15 protein-coding genes are annotated in these 19,158 nt (G+C 69.3%); 13 read left to right on the top strand and 2 right to left on the bottom strand.

Annotated features, from left to right (window positions below):
* Positions 1 to 2 precede the first annotated feature (2 nt).
* From D6860_RS09990 to D6860_RS09955, 8 genes are all read left to right on the top strand, one after another.
* On the top strand, positions 3 to 1,601 hold the full coding sequence (locus D6860_RS09990) for an ABC transporter substrate-binding protein (protein WP_076624338.1): 1,599 nt from the start codon (positions 3 to 5) through the stop codon (positions 1,599 to 1,601).
* 72 nt (positions 1,602 to 1,673) lie between these two features.
* The gene (locus D6860_RS09985; protein ID WP_076624339.1) at positions 1,674 to 2,645 is read left to right on the top strand and encodes an ABC transporter permease; all 972 of its coding nucleotides are present in this window, start codon (positions 1,674 to 1,676) and stop codon (positions 2,643 to 2,645) included.
* The gene (locus D6860_RS09980; RefSeq protein ID WP_229743316.1) at positions 2,642 to 3,550 is read left to right on the top strand and encodes an ABC transporter permease; all 909 of its coding nucleotides are present in this window, start codon (positions 2,642 to 2,644) and stop codon (positions 3,548 to 3,550) included. The genes D6860_RS09985 and D6860_RS09980 overlap by 4 nt, the downstream gene beginning before the upstream one ends.
* A complete protein-coding gene (locus tag D6860_RS09975) occupies positions 3,516 to 4,550 on the top strand; it encodes an ABC transporter ATP-binding protein (RefSeq protein WP_076624340.1) in 1,035 nt (344 codons plus the stop codon). The genes D6860_RS09980 and D6860_RS09975 overlap by 35 nt, the downstream gene beginning before the upstream one ends.
* A complete protein-coding gene (locus tag D6860_RS09970) occupies positions 4,550 to 5,527 on the top strand; it encodes an ABC transporter ATP-binding protein (protein WP_076624341.1) in 978 nt (325 codons plus the stop codon). The genes D6860_RS09975 and D6860_RS09970 overlap by 1 nt, the downstream gene beginning before the upstream one ends.
* Positions 5,520 to 6,842 (top strand): NAD(P)/FAD-dependent oxidoreductase, encoded by a 1,323-nt coding sequence (locus D6860_RS09965; RefSeq protein ID WP_076624342.1) that lies wholly within the window; start codon positions 5,520 to 5,522, stop codon positions 6,840 to 6,842. The genes D6860_RS09970 and D6860_RS09965 overlap by 8 nt, the downstream gene beginning before the upstream one ends.
* Positions 6,843 to 6,853: 11 nt before the next feature.
* Positions 6,854 to 7,666, top strand: a complete 813-nt coding sequence (locus D6860_RS09960; RefSeq protein WP_076624343.1) for an SDR family NAD(P)-dependent oxidoreductase — start codon at positions 6,854 to 6,856, stop codon at positions 7,664 to 7,666.
* Positions 7,667 to 7,669: 3 nt separating this feature from the next.
* Positions 7,670 to 8,407, top strand: coding sequence for an aspartate/glutamate racemase family protein (locus tag D6860_RS09955; protein ID WP_076624344.1), 738 nt, complete (start codon positions 7,670 to 7,672; stop codon positions 8,405 to 8,407).
* Between the two features lie 18 nt (positions 8,408 to 8,425).
* Here the strand turns inward: D6860_RS09955 and D6860_RS09950 are convergent, their stop codons facing one another.
* Positions 8,426 to 9,394 carry a LysR family transcriptional regulator gene (locus D6860_RS09950; RefSeq protein ID WP_076624345.1) on the bottom strand — a complete coding sequence of 323 codons (969 nt, stop codon included), beginning with the start codon at positions 9,392 to 9,394 and terminating at the stop codon, positions 8,426 to 8,428.
* 129 nt (positions 9,395 to 9,523) lie between these two features.
* Here D6860_RS09950 and D6860_RS09945 point away from each other — a divergent pair, with 129 nt between their 5' ends.
* Both D6860_RS09945 and D6860_RS09940 read left to right on the top strand, forming a co-directional pair.
* Positions 9,524 to 11,203: an FAD-dependent oxidoreductase gene (locus D6860_RS09945; protein WP_076624346.1), complete on the top strand. Its 1,680-nt coding sequence runs from the start codon at positions 9,524 to 9,526 to the stop codon at positions 11,201 to 11,203.
* On the top strand, positions 11,200 to 12,174 hold the full coding sequence (locus tag D6860_RS09940; RefSeq protein ID WP_076624347.1) for a D-cysteine desulfhydrase family protein: 975 nt from the start codon (positions 11,200 to 11,202) through the stop codon (positions 12,172 to 12,174). Before D6860_RS09945 ends, D6860_RS09940 begins: the two co-directional genes overlap by 4 nt.
* Before the next feature lie 247 nt (positions 12,175 to 12,421).
* On the opposite strand, the gene D6860_RS09935 is transcribed toward D6860_RS09940, so the two are convergent.
* Positions 12,422 to 13,324, bottom strand: coding sequence for an alpha/beta hydrolase (locus D6860_RS09935; protein WP_076624348.1), 903 nt, complete (start codon positions 13,322 to 13,324; stop codon positions 12,422 to 12,424).
* Positions 13,325 to 14,034: 710 nt separating this feature from the next.
* Here D6860_RS09935 and D6860_RS09930 point away from each other — a divergent pair.
* The 3 genes from D6860_RS09930 to yghX are packed head-to-tail and all read left to right on the top strand — an operon-like array spanning position 14,035 to position 19,133.
* Positions 14,035 to 15,126, top strand: a complete 1,092-nt coding sequence (locus D6860_RS09930) for an efflux RND transporter periplasmic adaptor subunit (protein ID WP_076624349.1) — start codon at positions 14,035 to 14,037, stop codon at positions 15,124 to 15,126.
* Positions 15,123 to 18,206, top strand: coding sequence for an efflux RND transporter permease subunit (locus tag D6860_RS09925; protein ID WP_076624350.1), 3,084 nt, complete (start codon positions 15,123 to 15,125; stop codon positions 18,204 to 18,206). Before D6860_RS09930 ends, D6860_RS09925 begins: the two co-directional genes overlap by 4 nt.
* A 33-nt stretch (positions 18,207 to 18,239) precedes the next feature.
* Positions 18,240 to 19,133 carry a YghX family hydrolase gene (yghX, locus tag D6860_RS09920; RefSeq protein WP_076624351.1) on the top strand — a complete coding sequence of 298 codons (894 nt, stop codon included), beginning with the start codon at positions 18,240 to 18,242 and terminating at the stop codon, positions 19,131 to 19,133.
* Positions 19,134 to 19,158 lie beyond the last annotated feature (25 nt).

Raw genomic sequence — 19,158 nt, 5'->3', positions numbered from 1 at the left:
CCATGAACCTCACGCGCAGACAGATGCTGCTTTCCTCGCTGTCGGCCATCGCCGTGGCAAGCGTGGCCGGCCCGGTCGCGGCCATCGAGGCCCCGCAGAGCGAGGGCGGCACGCTGACCTTCGTGATCTCGCCGAGCCCGCAGATCCTGACCTCGGCGATGACCACCTCGGGCGCCGAACAGGTGGTGTCCGCGAAGATCTCGGACAGCCTTTTCACCTACGATTTCGACATGAACATCCAGCCGCAGCTGGCCGAAAGCCACGAGGTCAGCGACGACGGGCTGCGGGTCACCTTCAACCTGCGCCAAGGCGTGAAGTGGCATGACGGCACGCCGTTCACCTCGAAGGACGTGGCCTATACCTGCATGGAGGTCTGGAAGGTCCTGCATGGCCGTGGCCGCACGATCTTCAAGGACGTGACCGAGGTCGAGACCCCGGACGAGCACACCGCCGTCTTCGTGATGGCCTCGCCCTCGCCGGGCATGCTCAAGTCGCTGGCCGCGCAACAGACCCAGATCCTGCCCGCGCACCTCTACGAGGGCACGGACCCGATGACCAACCCCTACAACCTCGAGCCGGTCGGCACCGGCCCGTTCCGCTTCGTGTCCTTCGTCGCGGGCGACAACCTCGTGCTCGAGAAGAACCCCGACTACTGGGACGAGAACAAGCCGCACATCGACACGCTGGTCTTCCGCTTCGTTTCGGACCCCGCCACGGTGACCGCCGGTCTCGAGTCCGGCGAGTTCGACCTTGTGAACCAGTCGCTGCTGCCCAAGCCCGACATCCCGCGCCTCGAGGAGAGCGGCAACTTCGACATCACCACCCGGGGCTACGAGTTCCAGAACGAGGTGCAGATGATCGAGTTCAACCTCGATGATCCGGTGATGTCCGACCCCAGGGTCCGCCAGGCGCTGGCCTGTGCGATCGACAAGCAGTGGATCACCGACAACGTCTTCTTCGGCTACGGCAAGGCGGCCAACACGCCGCTGCACTACCAGCTGACCCAGCTCTACGACGAGACCGACGTGCCGGCCTACGACTATGATCCGATGCGCGCGGTCGAGCTGCTGGAAGAAGCCGGCTATCCGCGTGGCACGCTCGAGCTGACGATCGATCCGCTGCCCTACGGCGAATACCAGAACATGACCGCCAACTACCTGCGCGAGGCCTTCCGCGCCATCGGCGTGACCCTCACCGTGCGCAACGAGGACTTCGCGGGCTTCGTCAAGCGGGTCTACACCGACCGCGACTTCCAGTTCACCGTGAACCTGCTGACCGGCGGCTCGGACCCGACCATCGGCACCCACCGGACCTTCTGGTCCGAGAGCTTCCAGCAGGGCGTCGGCTTCTCGAACGGCTCGCACTACATGAGCGACGAGATGGACGCGATCCTCGAGGCCGCCTCGGCGGAGATGGACGAAGAGGCGCGCATCAAGCTCTACCACGACTTCCAGAAGCTCGCGATGACCGACCTGCCGGTGCTGCCGCTGGTGGCCGTGGAGTCGGTGACCGTCGCCAACAGGCGCGTGCACAACCACACCATCAACGCGCATGGCTCCTACGCGAACTTCGCCGACGTCTGGCTCGATCCCAAGGCCTGATCACCGAACTGCCCGCGCGGGGGAAGACCCCCGCGCGGGCCCCTGCCCTTCTGCCCCCGAGAGGCCAAACCCATGGGATACTACCTGCGCAACAGGCTGATCCAATCCGCCGTGGTGATCCTGCTGATCATCGTCGGCAACTTCATCCTGCTCAACGCCGTGCCCGGGGACCTCGTCGACGTTCTCGCGGGCCGGGGCGGTGACATGGATGCCGAGCTGATGGCGTCGCTGCGCAAGCGCTTCGGTCTCGACGACCCGCTGCTCGTGCGCCTGTTCGACTACGTCCGCAACGTGCTGACCGGCGATCTCGGCTACAGCTGGCCGCATTCGCAGCCGGTGCTCGACGTGGTGCTGCAGCGCCTGCCCGCGACGACGCTGCTGGTGCTGCTGTCGGTCATCCTGTCGGTGTTCGTCGGCACGCTGACCGGGGTGCTTGCCGCCCGCCACGCGCACCGGCCGGTCGACGTGATCCTGTCGATGATCGTGCTCGCCTGCTACGCCACGCCGATCTTCCTGACCGCGCTAGGGCTGATGCTCGTCTTCTCCGTGCAACTCGGTTGGTTCCCGCTGGCCGGGCTCACGACCGCCGGCGCGCAAGGCAACCTGATCGACACCGCGCTCGACATGGCCCGGCACCTGGTGCTGCCGGTGGTGTCGCTGTCGCTGTTCTACATCGCCATCTATGCCCGCCTCGCCCGCGCCTCGATGCTGCAGGTGATGACGCAGGACTACGTGCGCACCGCCCGCGCCAAGGGGCTCTCCGAGGTGCGGGTCATTCTCGGTCACGCGCTGCGCAACGCCCTGCTGCCGGTGGTCACCATGGCCGGCCTGCAGATCACGGAACTCTTCGGCGGGGCGATCCTCACCGAGACCATCTTCGGCCTGCCCGGCGTCGGACGGCTGGCCTACGACGCCGTCTTCGCCCGGAATTTCCCGCTGCTGCTGGGCATCCTGATCGTCTGCTCGTTCATCATCGTGATCGTGAACCTGCTGGTGGACCTCATCTACATGAAACTCGACCCGCGGGTGGAGCTGACCAAATGACCTCGACCGATACCATTTCCCCCAACACCGCCACCACCGCGCCCGCCGCCGAGACCGACACGACGAAGCCCGCCCGCTTCCCGCTCATGCGCCGTGTCCTGACCTCGCCCAAGGGGATCGCGGGGCTGATCCTGATGCTGGTGATCGTGGCCATGGCCGCGCTTGCGCCGATCCTCTTCCCGCTCGGCCCCTGGGCCATGGTGGGGCGGCCCTACATCTGGCCCGCCTCCGGCGCGACGCTGATGGGAACGGATGTTCTTGGCCGCGACATGACGGCGGCGATGTTCTGGGGCGCTCAGATCTCGCTGCTGGTGGGGCTGGTGTCGGCGGGCATCTCGCTCGTGATCGGCATCGCGGTCGGCTCGGCCGCCGGCTACTACGGCGGTCGCGTCGACGCCATCCTCATGCGCTTCACCGACGCGGTTCAGACCGTGCCCTCGTTCCTCTTCACCATCGTGATCGTCGCCGTCGCCGCGCCCTCGATCCGGACCATCGTGCTGGCCATCGCGCTGGTGTCCTGGCCCGCCGTCGCCCAGCTGATGCGGGCCGAGGTGCTGAGCGTGAAGAAGCGCGAATTCGTGCAGTCCTGCCGGATCATCGGCATGACCGACCTGCGGATCATCCTGTCGCAGGTCATCCCCAATTCGCTCTCGCCGGTGATCGTGATCGCCTCGGTGCTCGTTGCGACGGCGATCATCACCGAGGCCGGGCTGGCCTTCCTCGGCCTTGGCGATCCGAACGTGATGAGCTGGGGCACGATGATCAACCTCGGGCGGCCCTCGATCCGCACCACCTGGTACATCGCCCTGATCCCCGGCGGCTTCGTGATCATGACCGTCCTTGCCCTCAACCTTCTTGGAGATGCGATCAATGACGCCTTCAACCCCCATCTCCGCAAGCGCTGAGCCCGGCGCGCCGCTGCTGACGGTGCGCGATCTCCGGATCGAGACCCGCGACAGGAGCCCGGCCGCGCTGATCGAGAACGTCAGCTTCGACATCCGCGCCGGCGAGACGCTCGCCCTCGTCGGCGAATCCGGCGCCGGCAAGTCGCTCTCGGCACTGGCGATCCTCGGGTTGCTGCCGCCCGACGCGATGCGGGTGACCGGAGGCGAGATCCGCCTTGGCGCGCAGTCGCTGTCGGACATCTCGCCCCGCCAGCTTCGCAAGGTGCGTGGCGGCAGGGTCGCGATGATCTTCCAGGACCCGCTCGGCTGTCTCAATCCCGTGCTGACGGTCGGCCGCCAGATCACCGAGGCGCTCCACCTGCACAAGGGCCTGCGCGGTGCCGCCGCACGCCGGCGTGCGGTCGAGCTTCTCGACCTCGTCCGCATCCCCGAGGCCGAGAAGCGGCTCGACGAGTATCCGCACCGGCTCTCGGGGGGCATGCGCCAGCGCGTGATGATCGCCATCGCCCTTGCCGGCGACCCGTCGCTGCTGCTCGCGGACGAGCCGACGACGGCGCTCGACGTCACCATCTCGACCCAGATCATCGAGCTGCTGCGCCAGCTTCAGAAGGACATCGGCCTGTCGATCCTGATGATCACCCATGATCTGCCGGCGGTCCGCATGATCGCCGACCGGGTGGCGGTCATGTACTCCGGCCGGATCGTCGAGACCGGCGCGGCCGAGGACATCTTCGCGGCGCCCCGGCACCCCTACACGCGGGGGCTTCTGTCGGCGCGTCCGAGGGGCGCCATCGCAACCGGTGCCGAACGCCTGACCGAGATTCCCGGCACGGTTCCGCAACCCTCGCGGCGGCCCAGCGGCTGCGCCTTCCGGCCCCGCTGTCCGCGGGCCACGGCGCTCTGCGCCGCCGAGATCCCGGCGATCCGGCCCGCCGGCGGATCGCTCACCGCCTGTCACCATGCCGACGGCCTTACCGAAACACGCGCGAGGGCAAGCTGATGCAGCGTTTCGAAATCAACGACCTCAGCGTCAGCTACCCCACGCGCGGCGGCATCGTTCACGCGGTGGACGGCGTCACGCTGCACATCCCAAAGGGCCGCACGCTCGGCCTCGTCGGAGAATCCGGCTGCGGCAAGTCGAGCCTCGCCCGCGCGGTCACCGGGCTCGAGCAGCCCTCTGACGGCAACCTGCGGATGGACGGGAACGCGGTGATGAGCCGTGGACAGGCGGCGCGGCTGGCCCGCGCGCGGCGCATCCAGATGGTGTTCCAGGACCCGATGGGGTCGCTCAACCCGCGCTCGACCATTCGCCAGCTCGTCGAGGAACCGCTGCATGTGCACAAGCTCGGCACCCGCGCCGAGCGCAGCGCCAAGGCGCGCGCCGTGCTCGACCGGGTGGGCCTGCCCGCCGCGTTCCTCGACCGGCTGCCGCACCAGCTGTCCGGCGGCCAGCGCCAGCGGGTCGGCATCGCCCGCGCTCTGGTGCTCGATCCCGAGCTGCTGATCTGCGACGAGCCGGTCTCGGCCCTCGACGTTTCGGTGCAGGCACAGGTGCTGAACCTGCTGGTCGAGCTGCAGGCCGAGCGCGGCCTGTCGATGCTCTTCGTGAGCCATGACCTCGACGTGATCCGCTACGTGAGCCACGACATCGCGGTGATGTATCTCGGGCGCATCGTCGAGGCGGGCCCGGTCGACAAGCTCTGGAGCGCGCCGCAGCATCCCTACACCCGCGCGCTGATCTCGACCACGCTGTCGGGCCGCGAAGAGGGCATGGTGCCGCTCATGCTCGAGGGCGAACTGCCGAGCCCGATGTCGCCGCCGAGCGGCTGCCGCTTCCGCACCCGCTGCCCCTTTGCCAGGGAGGACTGCGCAAGCACGAGCCCCGCCGAGGTCCACGGCGACGGGCGTCGCGTCGCGTGCCTTCGCAACGGGTTGTGGCAAGGCGAAATGTCCGAGGCGGAGATCCTTCATGCGTAGGAGTGCCCCGCCCCGTGCCCACCGCAGCCGGCTGGCGGCCGCCGAACGGGCCCTGCCCTCGTCAATGTGGCATGCCACTGCCGGCCCATCGGTTGCCGCGTCGACCCTGACCGGGCCGGTCACCGCCGACGTGCTGGTGATCGGCGGCGGCTTCAACGGCATCTCGGCGGCGCTGCGGCTGGCGCAGAACGGTGCCGACGCGGTGCTGCTGGAAGCCGGCGAGATCGGCGAGGGCGCCTCGGGACGGAACGCCGGCATGGTCAACCCGGGCCAGTTCCTCGGACCGGCCGAGATCCGCGCCGTGCTGGGGGCCGGCCACGCCGAGACCTTCCTTGCCGAACTCGGGGGCGCGCCGGCGCTGGTCGGCGAACTGATCGAGGCCCACGGCATCGCGTGCCACGCCGACTTCCGCCCGGTGATCCGGGCCGCCCACGACAGCGCCTCGGCCAAGCTGCTGGAACGCCAGTGCGACGATTGGCAGGCGCTGGGGCAACCGGTGGAGATGGCCCGAGACGACGACCTCGCGGCCCTCACCGGCAGTACCCGCTGGGCCGCCGCGATGCTCGATCGGCGCGGCTTCACGATCCAGCCGCTCGCCTTTGTCCGGGGACTGGCGTGGGCGGCACAGGAGGCCGGGGCACGGCTCTACCAGGAAAGCCGCGTGACCGGGCTTGCGCGTGACGGCGCCGCGTGGTGCGCGACGACCGCCTCGGGTCACGAGGTCCGCGCGGGCAAGGTCATCCTGTCGACGAACGCCTACACCGGGGCGCTGCATCCGGCGTTCTCCGACCCGCTGGTGACCAGCGGCGCTTTCGGCGTCGCCAGCCGACCGCTGCCCGACGCCGCGCGCGAACGGATCCTCCCGCAGGGGCATTCGCTCTACGACACCCACCGCATCCCGCTGTTCTTCCGCTTCGACCCGGACCGGCGGCTGATGGTCGGCTCGCTGGGGTTCCTCTCGGACGGGGCGCGCGCGCCGCAGGCCTGGGCGCAGCGCGTGATCGACCGGCTCTGGCCGGGGCTGCCGCCGCTCGACTGGAGCCATGTCTGGCAGGGCACGCTGGGGCTCACGTCGCATGGGATGCCGCGGCTGATCTCGCCCGAGGAAGGCCTGATCGGCACCGTCGGATGCAATGGCCGGGGGATCGCGCCCAACTGCTACTTCGGGCGGATGCTGGCCGACATCGCGCTGGGTCGCGACTGCCCCATGCCGCTGCCGGTCGAGACCGGCGCCCCCTACCCGGCCCGCGCCCTGCGGCGCGATGCCATGGACGCGGCCATGCGCCTCTATCGCAACACGTTTCTGCTAAACTGAAAGGAAAGAAGATGGACTTCACTCTTACCGGCAAGGTCGCAGTGGTCACCGGCGCCGGCAAGGGCCTCGGGCGGGCCATCTCGCTCGCGTATGCCGAACAGGGCGCCAAGGTGGTGCTCGCGTCGCGCGGCCAGGCGGATCTCGACAGCCTCGCAAAGGAAATCACCGATGCCGGCGGAGAGGCGCTCGCGGTTTCGACCGACGTGACCTCGAAGGCCGCCGTCGAGGCGCTGGCCGATGCCGCGCTCGAAACCTTCGGCAAGGTCGACATCTGGGTGAACAACGCCGGCGGCTTCATCGACGCGGCGATGACCGACTGGGCCGATGTCGACGCCGAGGCGCTCGACCAGATGTGGTCGCTCAACGTGACCTCCTATGTCTACGGCGCGCAGGCCGCGGCCCGCGCAATGAAGACGGGCGATGATGGTGGCAGCCTGATCTTCATGTCCTCGCTCGACGCGTTCAACGCCTGCCCCGGCGGCGAAGGCTGCTACGGCGCCGCGAAGATGGCGATCACCCACATCGCCCGCACGCTCGCCGTCGAGCTCGGCCGCTTCGGCATCCGCGTCAACTCGATCGCGCCCGGTATCGTCCAGACGCCGCTTCTGGACCACGTGCTGACCTCGGACGAGATCATCGCGGACAAGGCGAAGTTCTACCCGCTGGGCCGGATCGGCCAGCCCGACGACGTGGCCGGCGCCGCCGTCTACCTCGCGTCGGATGCCGCCTCCTACGTGTCGGGCGCCACGCTGCTGGTGTCGGGCGGGGCGATCTTCAACTCCGATCCCTTCCGCTATCTCAGCGCCCACGCCGAAGGAGCCTGATCCGTGCCGATCTACCACGCCCGCCGGGGGGGCCAGAGCTACGGACATGACATCGGCATCCTGCTGATGGAATGCTGGAATCCGTTCCCTCCGGGGGACGTGGGCAACGCCTCGACCTACGGCTACCCGGTGCTTTACGAGACCGTGACCGGCGTCACCATCGAGGCGCTGGTGGAGCGGGGCGAGACCTCGGCCATCGAGGCGATGATCGCCGCGGCGCAGAAGCTCGAACGGGAGGGCGTCAAGGCGATCACCTCGGACTGCGGCTTCATGCTCGCCTACCAGGACACCGTCGCACGGGCGGTGGACGTGCCGGTGATGATGTCGTCGATGCTGCAACTGCCCTTCATCGCCAGCCTGCTGGCGCCCGGGGCCGAGATCGGCGTCGTCTGCGCCCACGCGGGCAGCATGACCGCGCGGGTGCTCGACATGGCGTGGCCCGAGCGCAATCGCACGGTCCATGTCGCCGGAATGGAGGAACAGCCGGCCTTTCGCCGGGGCATCCTCGACGAGGAGGGGGTGCTTGATACCGAGGCGGTCGAGGCCGAGACGGTCGCGGTCACCCGCGCCATGATCGAGGCCAACCCGAAGATCCGGGCGATCCTGATCGAATGCTCGAACCTGCCGCCCTACTCGGCGGCGGTGCAGGCCGCGACCGGGCTTCCGGTGTTCGATTTCATCACCATGATCGACATGGTGCGCGCCTCGGTCGCGCGCCCGGTCTTCACCGGGCGCTACTGAGGGCGGGACATGCAGCGATCAGGCCAGATCCTCCCACGGAACCTGCTGCAGCCGGCTGTGCAGGAAGTCGATCAGGTGCCGTACCTTCGGCACCAGCATCCGGTTTCCGGGCCAGCAGGCATAGATCCCGCTTTCGGGCAGCACGGTCCAGTCGGGCAGCAGCCGGACCAGGTCGCCGCGCTTGAGGGCATCGTGGCAGATGTAGTCCGCCACGATGCCGATCCCCAGCCCCTGCAGGGCAAAGGTCTGCACGCTTTCGGAGTTGTCGCAGCGGAACGAGCCCTGCACGCTCACCGCTTCCTCGGGCCGCTCGCCCTTGCGGTGGCCGAAGCGCCAGATGTTGCCGGAGGAGCGGTAGAGCAGGTAGCGGATGCAGTCGTGATCTGCGAGATCGGCGGGTCGCCGCGGCGCCCCGTATTGCTCGAGGTATTTCGGCGAGGCGACCAGAAGTCGCTGGTTAGATGCGAGTTTCTTCGCGACCAGCGAGCTGTCGGGGAGGTTTCCGATGCGAATGGAGACGTCGAAGTTCTCGGCGATCATGTCGACGAACCGGTCGTTGAACGCGGCCTCTATCTCGATCCGCGTGTAGACCTGCAGGAACTCCGACAACAGCGGCGCGATGTGGCGCTGGCCGAAGGCGACGGGGACGGTGACCCTGACAAGGCCGTGCGGCGAGACCGACAGCGAGGACACCTCGGCCTCGGCGGCGACCAGAAGCTCGGTCACCGCGCGACAGGACCGGAGATAGATCGCCCCGGCCTCGGTCAGGTTCACCCGGCGCGTGGTGCGGTTCAGCAGCCGGACCCCGAGGCGGTTCTCGAGCCGCATGATCTTGCGACTGACCGTCGACGGCGTGAGCCGCAGCATCTCGGCGGCGGCGGCGAAGCTGCCGTTGTCGCACACGGCCATGAAGGCGGAAATCAGGCCGAGCTTCTCTTCGTCGAGGTCGGCGTAGGTAAAGGCGGTTTTCAGTGTGGGGGAGTTCATCGTCGTGACTTCGGCATGACGTGTCGCGCGCACCGGCGCGGACAGCGCGGCCCGACCGTGCAGCCAAGGTTGACGCTACGCAATGCACTCCGCGGCGGGCACCGCGAAACATGACAGGAAAATGCAGGAATGAGCAGAAACTCATCATTCGCCGGGCGTTGTGACGTCGTCGTCCTCGGCTCCGGTGTCGCCGGCATGACCTGCGCACTGGCCGCGGCACGCGGCGGCGCAAGGGTCGTGCTGCTCGAAAAGAGCGCGTTGATCGGCGGCACCAGCGCCATGTCCGGGGCCGGCATCTGGGCCCCGGCGAACCATCTCGCGGCCGCCGAGGGCATCGAGGACAGCCCAGAGATCGCGCTTGATTACATGCGCAACGCGCTCGGCAACGAGCAGGCCAACCGGTTCACCGCCCATTGGCGCGAGCTCTGCACCCAATCCGGGCCGATGCTTCGCATGGTGGAGCAGGAAACCGAGCTGCGGTTCGCACTCACACCCGAGCCCGACCCGGTGGATGTCGACGGGGCCCTGCCCCGCGGCCGGATGCTCTCGCCGCTGGCGCTGCCGCGTGCCGTCGCGGGGCGGTTCGCCGACAAGATGCGCGGCTCGACCCTGCCGCATCTCTTCACCTACCACGACATGTTCTCGCCCAACCCGTGGGGCCGGCCGGTCCGCACGCTGTTCAGCATGGGCCCGACGCTTCTCAAGCGCTGGCTCGGCAACATCGGCGGACAGGGCAGCGCGCTGATGGCCGGGCTGATCGGGGGCGCCGAGAAACACGGCGTGGACATCCGCCTCGGCACCTCGGTGACCGGGCTGCTGCGCGATGAGGGCCGGGTTACGGGCGTGAGTCTGGCCGACGGCACCGAATTGCTGGCCGACCGCGGCGTGGTGCTTGCCACCGGCGGTTTCGAATGGAACCGCGAGCTTTACGCCGAGCATTTCCCCGGCGAGACCGACTGGCTCTGCTCGCCCGATACGAATTCGGGCGACGCGGTCTCGCTGGCGCTCTCGGCGGGGGCTGCGCTCGACGCCATGGGGGAAGCCAATGTGCACCCAGCCCTTCCCACGCGCTACGAGGGTCGCGCGCACGGCATGCCCGTCGCCTGGCATGTCGGCCCGCACGGGATCATCGTCAACGCCCACGCGAAACGCTTCGTCAGCGAATACGACTACAATCTCGGCGCCGCGCTGAACCGCAAGACTCCCGACGGCCGCCCCGAGAACCTTCCGGCCTGGCTGATCTGCGACCGCCGCTTTCTCTTCCGGTCGCTGCCGTTCACCTACTACGCGCTGCGGTCGCGCGGGTGGATGCGCAGCGCCCCGACCATCGCAGCGCTGGCTGCCAGGATCGGTCTCGATCCGAAGGCACTCGAAGCCGAGGTCGCGCGCTTCAACGGTTTCTGCGCCCGAAACCGCGACGAGGATTTCCATCGCGGCGAGCCGATGTGGGAGCGCTTCCGCTCGGGCAACTGGAAGGACGGGGAGAAGAACGCCGCACTCGGCGGGATCGGCAAGGGCCCCTATTTCGCGATGCCGGCCAACCGGTCGATCCTCGGCACGAAGGGCGGCCCGCGCACCGACGAGTTCGGCCGCGTGCTGACCGAGCAGGACGTGCCCATCCCCGGCCTCTACGCTGCCGGGAACGCCATGGCGAACCCGATCGGAACCCGGTCGATCGGCGCGGGCACCACCGTCGGCCCGCATATGACAATGGGCTACATCTGCGCGCTCGATCTGCTGAAACGCGACCCCGAGACCCCGGTTGCCGAGCTGCCCCGAGATCAAACCAAGAAGGTAGAATTCCAATGAAAGACCAGATCGACCAATCGCAGACGAGGCTCAGCCTCGCCCAGTTGCCGACCCCGCTCGAGCGGCTCGAGCGGCTGTCCGACGCGCTCGGGCTCGAGATCTGGATGAAGCGCGACGACCTGACCGGTTTCGCGATGGGCGGCAACAAGGTGCGCAAGCTCGAGTACCTGATGCTCGAGGCGATCCGCGCGCGCGCCGACACCGTGCTGACCTCCGGAGCGCTGCAGTCGAACCATGCCCGGCAGACCGCCGCCGCCGCCGCGCGGCTGGGCCTGTCTTCGGTCCTCGTGCTGGCGGAAGCGGTGCAGGGGCGCACCGCCACCTATGCCAGCGGCGGCAATCTCGTGCTCGATCGGCTCGTTGGCTCGGACATCCGCCGGGTGCCGCATGGCGAAGACCCCGCCGCGGTGATCGAGACCACGGTGCGCGAGCTGGAGGCGAAGGGGCGCAAGGTCTTCGTCATTCCGGTCGGCGGCTCCAACGTGACCGGCGCCCTCGGCTACCGGCAGGCGGCGCAGGAGCTCGACGCGCAGCTCGTCTCGGCGGGCGTGGAGGCCACGCAGATCGTGATGGCGTCGGGCTCCGGCGGGACACAGGCCGGGCTGGTGCTCGGCACCGCGACCCCGGTGCTCGGCGTGTCCGTATCGTCGTCGGAACAGGAGCTGTCGGACAAGGTGCGCGGGATCGTCGCCGAGGCGGTGGACACCCACGGGTTTACCGAGGCGCTCGACCGCAAGATCACGGTCGACGACGGTTTCGTCGGGGCCGGCTACGGCCAGCCGACCGAGGCGATGCACGAGGCGGTGACGATGGTGGCCCGGCTCGAGGGCATCTTCCTCGACCCGGTCTACAGCGGCAAGGCCATGGCCGGGCTCGTCAGCCTTGCCCGCGACGGCGCCTTGCGGGGGCCGGTCGTCTTCCTGCACACCGGCGGCTCGCCGGCGCTCTTCGCCTACGACGACGCGTTCTAGGTTGCCGCTGCTGCGCCGTCCCGGCAGCTTGCTTCGGTTGGAGAGGGCCGCGACATGGCGGCCCTCGGTCCCGTGGGCAGCGCCGATCACCACCCGGCGACGGATTTCACCTCCAGCTCGTGGTGGCGCCCCCATCCGCCATGCTCTCGGTCGTTGCCGGAATGACGGTGGTCTCCGAACGGGCGGCGCCGGCGTGCAGGTGGCGCGGGGCGAGGCTTGCGCAGTGGCGCCGCGAAGACGGCCAGCCTCAGTGACGCGAGCGCTTTGCACCGTCCATGCCTTCGAGAAGGAAGCGGATGGACCGGCGGAAGGTTTCGCCGTGGCTGAGGCCGGGAAAGACCTCGTAGTCCACCGCAACCCCGGCCGCCGCGAGAGTCGAGACAAACCCTTCCAGCGCATCTTCGGGCAGGGCCGTCCGCATCTGCGCCAGTCTCTGCGCATCTGGCGTGTCGGGGTGCGAGGCGCGTGCGCGCTCCAGCTCCCCCTTGTGGATGGTCAGCGGTCTGCCGGGCCAGCGATCAACCTGCGTTTCGAGCCGGGCGAGGAAGCTGCCGTTGTCCCACCAGAGCGATGGGCTAGCAGCGACATATTGCGTGAAGGGCGTCTCGGGTCGGCTCGCGGCATACAGCACGAAGAGACCCCCGTAGCTGTGGCCCCAGAGCGTGCTGCGGTCCATGTCGACCGGCGCCAGCGTCCGGACCCGGGGAATGACCTCCGTCTCGAGCAGCCCGAGATAGGCGGCCGCCCCGCCGCCGGGCCGGCCGCGCGGGTCCTCCACCGGGCGGCCATCGGCGGACGGCGGCGTATAGTCGCGCGCCCGCTCCTCGCTCGCGAAGCGCCGGTCGGTCTCGTAGCCCAGCGTCACGATCACCGGCAGGGCCGGCAAAGCGGTGAGAGCTTCGTCGGTCAACAGTTCCAGTACCGCCTGCCCGTCGAGGGCAAAGACCACCGGGAACCCCTCGGCGGGGGCCTCGCGGCGCGGGATCAGAACCCCGATTTCGTGCTCCGCACCCGCCTCCGCCGGCAGCGTGAAGCGTTCGGTCCGCACCATGGTCGAGCCGGTGTCGAGCACCGACGGACCGAGCGGCTCGTTCGAGGGCTGCGCGGTGGCGGTAAGCGGCAGCATGAGCCAGAGCGCCAGCCACCTCATCGCACGGCCCCAGTCGCTGAATGGTAATTTGGCCGGGGATTGATGCACCCTGCGGCGAGGCGGGCGCGGTAAGCCGCCCGGTCTTGGTCGTGGCCCGTCGTGTTCCGCAGCCCAGAGGGCGACATGCCGCGCGCCAGCCCGACCCGCGCTTCCGCGGTCACCGAGGGAGTGCCGAGGTCGTGGCCTTCGCCGGGCGCGGTCCGGGCGTGACCTCTGCCCGTGAGTCTGCAGGGAGATGTGGCGGGCGCCGATGCCAGCCGCGCGCGTTCGGATCTCATGTCTGTCCTCCGTGATGCGCTGGCGGTAGCTCGCGCTGCTGTCCCCGTGTCGCGCCTGCTGCGGCGCGGGCCTCCGGGCGATGGCGAATGCGGCATGGCGCCTGCGGCCTCCCCGCGGCGGGGCGGCGCGGCGACCGGCTGATGAGCGGGATGTGACCATTGCGCAGGGTTTGCAAGACCTTCACTGCAGATTCCTGGTGGTATCGTCGGAAATAGGGGCCGCTGCCCTGCTTCACGGATCGCCCGCCCAGACCCGTGGCCTTGTAGGGAACGCATGAAAGTTAGGCAGACAAGGCCGGCGCCACGCGAAAGCGCCCTGTTTCCGGCACACGATAAGTTAGGTTTCCTTGAGCCCGGAACCGCTCCATCCTTCGGATGGTGCGCCGGGGAGCCCTCCGGCGGCCAATTCTGTTTGCAAGGAGTCCTGATGTGATGCGAGCGTTGCGCGTCCTGATCGGTCTGCTGCTGTTGGCCGGAGCCGGGTTCGGCGGCTTCGTCTATACCAGCGACATGCTCGCCGCCACGCAGGACAGTGGCGGCGGACGGCCCGAGCGCGGCCCGTTGCAGGTGCGCACCGAGGCGGCGCAGACCATGCGCTTTGCCGAAACCGTCGAGGCGGTCGGCACGGCGCGGGCACGTGAATCGGTGATGCTGCATCCACCGGCGGCAGGCCGCGTCACCGAGGTCGCCATCGACCCCGGCGCGCGTGTCTCCGAGGGAGACGTGCTCCTGCGGCTCGACGATGCCGAGGCCCGCGCCCGCCTGACCGCGACCGAGGCGACCCTGACCCAGACCCGCGCGGCCCATGACCGGCTGCAGGCGCTGTCGCGCAGCGGCAGCGTCACCGAGGCCAACCTCGAGGCCGCGCGCGCCGACATGATGCGGGCCGAGGCCGAGCACGCGCTGGCCGAGACCGCCCTGCGCGACCGCACGCTCACCGCGCCCTTCGCCGGGGTGGTGGGCTTCACCGATGTTGCGCGCGGCGAGCTCGTCGACACCGCGACCGAGGTCACGACGCTGGACGACCTGTCGGTGATCGACGTCGCCTTCTCGGTGCCCGAACGCTACCTTTCCCGGCTCGCGCGTGGCCAGCTCGTCGAGCTGACCTCGGCCGCCTGGCCGGACCGGCGGTTCATTGGCGAGATCAGCGCCATCGACACCCGTGTCGACGAGACCACCCGCGCCATCGCCATGCGCGCGCGGGTGCCCAACGACGACCGGGCGCTGACGGCGGGGATGTTCCTGCGGGCGGCCCTTGTGCTCGACGAGCGGCAGGCGACGGCCGTGCCCGAGCGGGCGCTGAGCGTCGCGGGGGATGACAGCTATATCCACATCGCCGAGGCCGGCACCGCCCGTCGCGTCAGCGTGACCACCGGGCGCATGGCGGCCGGCATGATCGAGGTCTCGGGCCCGGTGCAGCCGGGCGACGCGGTGATCGTGACCAACCTCGCGAATGTCTCGGACGGGGCGGATGTCGAGGTGCTCGCCGCGGAGCAGGCTCGGCTCGAGGCGCCCTCGCAATGACCCTGCCCGACCTCTCTGTCAGGCGTCCGGTGCTGGCCACCGTGCTGAACCTGCTGATCGTGCTCATCGGTGCGGTGGCGCTCACGCGCCTGCCCGTGCGCGAGCTGCCGCAGGTGGAGACCGCCGAGGTGACCGTCAGCGTCAGCTATACCGGGGCCGCGCCGGACGTCGTCGACAACCAGGTCGCGGCGGTGATCGAGGGCGGGCTTGCCGGCATTTCGGGACTTCAGAGCATGTCGACCGAAAGCGAGCGCGGCGGTTCGCGCACCGTGCTCGTCTTCGATCCTTCGGTGGACATCGACAGCGCCACCAACGACGTGCGGACCGCCATCGACCGCGCCGCCCGCGACCTGCCCGAGGGAGCCGACGCGCCCCGGGTGCGCAAGAACGACAGCGAGGGCGACCCGGTGGTCCGCCTGTCGCTCTCCTCCGACCGGATGAGCGCGCTGGAGCTGTCGGACTACGCCAGCCGTTACGTCGCCGACCGGCTCGCCCGGCTGCCCGGCGTGGCGAACGCCGCGATCTACGGAGAACGCGCGCCGGCCATGCGCATCTGGCTCGACGCCGGACTGATGGCGGCGCACGGCGTCACCACCGGCGACATCACCTCGGCGTTGCAGGCCAACAACGTCGAGCTGCCCGCCGGCGAGATCGAGACCGGCGCGCGGCAGTTGCAGCTGCTCGCGCGCACGCGGTTCACGGGGGCCGAGGAATTTGCGCAGCTGGCGATCCGCGACGACGGCGCGCGGCCGCTGCGGCTTGGCGACGTGGCCCGGATCGAGGAGGCGCCCGAGGGCTCCGAGAGCCTCTTCCGCTCGGATGGCGCGACGGGTCTCGGCATGGGCATCCAACCGCAGGCACAGGCCAACACCGTCGAGATCAGCCGCGCCGTGCGCGCCGAGATCGAGGCCATCCGGCCCACCCTGCCCGAGGGCATGCGCCTCGAAGTGACCACCGACGAGGCGACCTTCATCCAGACCACGCTCGACGAGGTGCGCGACGTCTTCGTCGAGGCGGTGCTGCTGGTGACGGCGGTGATCTTCCTGTTCCTCGGCTCGGCGCGCCTGAGCCTCGTGCCGATCGTGACGATCCCGGTGTCGATCCTCGGGGCGGCGATGGCGATGCTGCTGCTCGGCTTCTCGATCAACATCATCACGCTCTTCGCCATGATCCTTGCCATCGGCCTTGTCGTCGACGACGCCATCGTGGTGCTCGAGAACATCCAGCGCCACCGCGCGCGGGGCGCGTCGCGTGCCGAGGCGGCGAAGGCCGGCGCGAACCAGGTGAATTTCGCGGTGATCGCCACCACCGCCGTGCTGATCGCCGTGTTCCTTCCGGTGAGCTTCATGGATGGCGAGATCGGCCAGATCTTCGGCGAGTTCGGCATCGTGCTGGCCGTGGCGGTCACCGTGTCGGGGCTCACCGCGCTGACGCTGTCGCCGGTGCTGGCCTCGAAGCTGATGCCCTCGGACAACCGTCCCAACCTCCTTACCCGTGGTGTCGACCGGGTGATCGGCTGGGTCGAGGGCGGCTACCGGCGCGGCCTGACCGCCGTGATGAAGCTGCCCGAGCTGCTGCTCGGGGCGGCGGCCTTCGCGGTGGCGGCCTGCGTGGCGATCTACCTCGTGCTGCCGCAGGAGGTGACGCCGCGCGAGGATCGCGGCCAGTTCCGGATCTACGTCACCGCGCCGCAGGGCAGTTCGCTCGCGGTCACGGACCAGGCCGCGCGCGAGGTCGAGGCGGCGCTCGAGCCGCTGCGCGACGAGGGCGTGGTGACCAACATCACCACCATCGTGGGCATGTGGGGCGAGCTGCGCCGCGCCATGCTCTTCGTCAACCTCGCCCCCTGGGATGCCCGCGACGTGAGCGTTTCCGAGGCGATGGCGCGGATGCGCGGACCGCTGGCGGAGATCACCGACGTGCAGACATGGATGCGGCCCTCGGGCGGGCTCGGCATCGGAGGCGGACGCGGCGGCCTGCAGTTCATGCTGGGCGGGCCGGACATCGAGCGCGCGGCGGAATGGGCGCATGAGATCGCCCCGCAACTCGAAGACGACCCGGCGCTTGAGGGTGTCGAGGTCGGCTATGCCGCGAACCAGCCCGGCGCGACGATCACCGTCGACCGGCTGCGGGCGCAGGATCTCGGGCTCGACGCTGAAACCGTCTCGTCCACGCTTCAGGTGCTGGTCGCCTCGCGCACCGTGGGCGAGTTCAGCCGCGACGGGCGGCAATACCCGGTCGTCCTGCAGGCCGCGCCCGAGGACCGCGACGCGCCCGAGGACCTGCTGTCGATCCTGCTGCGCAACGATCGCGGCGACCTGATCCCGCTTTCCGCCTTTGCCGAGGTGCAGACCGCCGCCTCGGTCCCGGCCATCGAGCGGCAGGACCGGGTGCATTCGGTCGAGGTCGAAGCCGACATGACCGCCGGCGCCAACCTGGCCGAGGTCATGGCGCGGGTCGAGACGATCGTCGCCGGGCTGCCGCCGGGCGCGACGATGGTCTGGGACGGCCAGGCGGCGGATTTCGAGCGCAGTTCGGGCGACATGGCGATGGTCTTCGGCATGGCGCTGGCCATCGTCTTCCTCGTGCTTGCGGCGCAGTTCGAAAGTTTCCGCACGCCGCTCACCATCCTGCTGACGGTGCCGCTGGGGCTGGCCGGCGCGGTGCTGACGCTCTGGCTGACCGGGCAGAGCGTCAACATCTTCAGCCAGATCGGGCTCGTGCTGCTGGTCGGGCTGATGGCCAAGAACGGCATCCTGATGGTCGAGTTCTCGAACCAGCTGCGCGAGGAAGGGATGGCCCTGCGCGAGGCTGCCATCGAGGGCGCGGTGACGCGGCTGCGGCCGGTGACGATGACGACGGTGGCGACCATCCTCGGCGCGGTGCCGCTCGCCACCGCGACCGGCGCGGGCGCCGAAAGCCGCATCGCCATCGGCATGGTCATCACCGGGGGGCTGGCGCTCGCGTTCGTGCTGACGCTCTTCGTCACCCCGGTCATCTACCTGCTGATCGAGGGCCTCTGGCCGTCGAAGCACAAGGGCAAGCCCGGCCAGGAGGGCGGGCCGGTCCCGGCGGAATGACCCGCCGGGCATGACCACGAGGGAGGATTCACCATGACCCAGCAACCCCGCATGACCGCCCGGGATTTCGCGCCCGAGCTGCTCGAGCTCTACGACTTCTACGCGCACGGGATCATCTCGCGCCGCGAGTTTCTCGAACGCGCCGGCAAGTATACCGCCGCAGGGATCACCGCGACCGCCGTGCTGGGGATGATGTCGCCCGACTACGCGCTGGCCGAGCAGGTGAGCTTCAACGATCCCGACATCAAGGCCGAGTGGATCACCTATCCCTCGCCCAACGGTCACGGCGAGATGCGCGCCTACTACGTGCGCCCCGCCGGGGTCGAAAGCGCACCGGGCGTGGTCGTGGTGCACGAGAACCGTGGCCTCAACCCCTACATCCGCGACGTGGCGCGGCGGCTTGCCAAGGCCGGGTTCATCGCCATGGCCCCGGACGGGCTGACGCCGATGGGCGGCTATCCCGGCAACGACGAGGAGGGGCGCGAGCTGCAGCGGCAGGTCGACGGCGAGAAGCTGATGAACGATTTCTTTGCGGCCATCGAGTATCTGATGGCGCAGGAAGAGGTCACCGGCAAGGTCGGCATCACCGGCTTCTGCTACGGTGGCGGTGTCGCGAATGCGGCGGCGGTGGCCTACCCCGAGCTTGGCGCCGCGGTGCCCTTCTACGGGCGTCAGCCGGCGGCCGAGGATGTGCCGAAGATCGAGGCCCCCATCCTGCTGCATTATGGTGAGCTCGACGAGCGGGTGAACGCCGGATGGCCCGCCTACAAGGAGGCGCTCGACGCCAACGGCAAGACCTACGAGGCCTACATCTACGAGGGCGCGAACCACGGGTTCCACAACGACTCGACCCCGCGCTACGACGAAGAGGCCGCCGAACTCGCGTGGAGCCGCACCCTCGAGTGGTTCCGGACGCATCTCGGCTGAGGCCTTTGTGGTCGGCGGAGCCGCG

The organism is Salipiger sp. D13 (genome assembly GCF_003703915.1).
Classification (GTDB): domain Bacteria; phylum Pseudomonadota; class Alphaproteobacteria; order Rhodobacterales; family Rhodobacteraceae; genus Salipiger; species Salipiger profundus.
Note: the sequence above shows the minus strand (reverse complement) of the source record. Positions and strands in the feature narration are given on the sequence as shown.

Coding starts and splice junctions, on each gene's coding strand:
- D6860_RS09970 (WP_076624341.1), top strand. CDS start 4,550: ATGCAGCGTTTCGAAATCAACGACCTCAGCGTCAGCTACCCCACGCGC.
- yghX (WP_076624351.1), top strand. CDS start 18,240: ATGACCCAGCAACCCCGCATGACCGCCCGGGATTTCGCGCCCGAGCTG.
- D6860_RS09940 (WP_076624347.1), top strand. CDS start 11,200: ATGAAAGACCAGATCGACCAATCGCAGACGAGGCTCAGCCTCGCCCAG.
- D6860_RS09975 (WP_076624340.1), top strand. CDS start 3,516: ATGACGCCTTCAACCCCCATCTCCGCAAGCGCTGAGCCCGGCGCGCCG.
- D6860_RS09965 (WP_076624342.1), top strand. CDS start 5,520: ATGCGTAGGAGTGCCCCGCCCCGTGCCCACCGCAGCCGGCTGGCGGCC.
- D6860_RS09960 (WP_076624343.1), top strand. CDS start 6,854: ATGGACTTCACTCTTACCGGCAAGGTCGCAGTGGTCACCGGCGCCGGC.
- D6860_RS09930 (WP_076624349.1), top strand. CDS start 14,035: ATGCGAGCGTTGCGCGTCCTGATCGGTCTGCTGCTGTTGGCCGGAGCC.
- D6860_RS09925 (WP_076624350.1), top strand. CDS start 15,123: ATGACCCTGCCCGACCTCTCTGTCAGGCGTCCGGTGCTGGCCACCGTG.
- D6860_RS09945 (WP_076624346.1), top strand. CDS start 9,524: ATGAGCAGAAACTCATCATTCGCCGGGCGTTGTGACGTCGTCGTCCTC.
- D6860_RS09980 (WP_229743316.1), top strand. CDS start 2,642: ATGACCTCGACCGATACCATTTCCCCCAACACCGCCACCACCGCGCCC.
- D6860_RS09950 (WP_076624345.1), bottom strand. CDS start 9,394: ATGAACTCCCCCACACTGAAAACCGCCTTTACCTACGCCGACCTCGAC.
- D6860_RS09935 (WP_076624348.1), bottom strand. CDS start 13,324: ATGAGGTGGCTGGCGCTCTGGCTCATGCTGCCGCTTACCGCCACCGCG.
- D6860_RS09990 (WP_076624338.1), top strand. CDS start 3: ATGAACCTCACGCGCAGACAGATGCTGCTTTCCTCGCTGTCGGCCATC.
- D6860_RS09985 (WP_076624339.1), top strand. CDS start 1,674: ATGGGATACTACCTGCGCAACAGGCTGATCCAATCCGCCGTGGTGATC.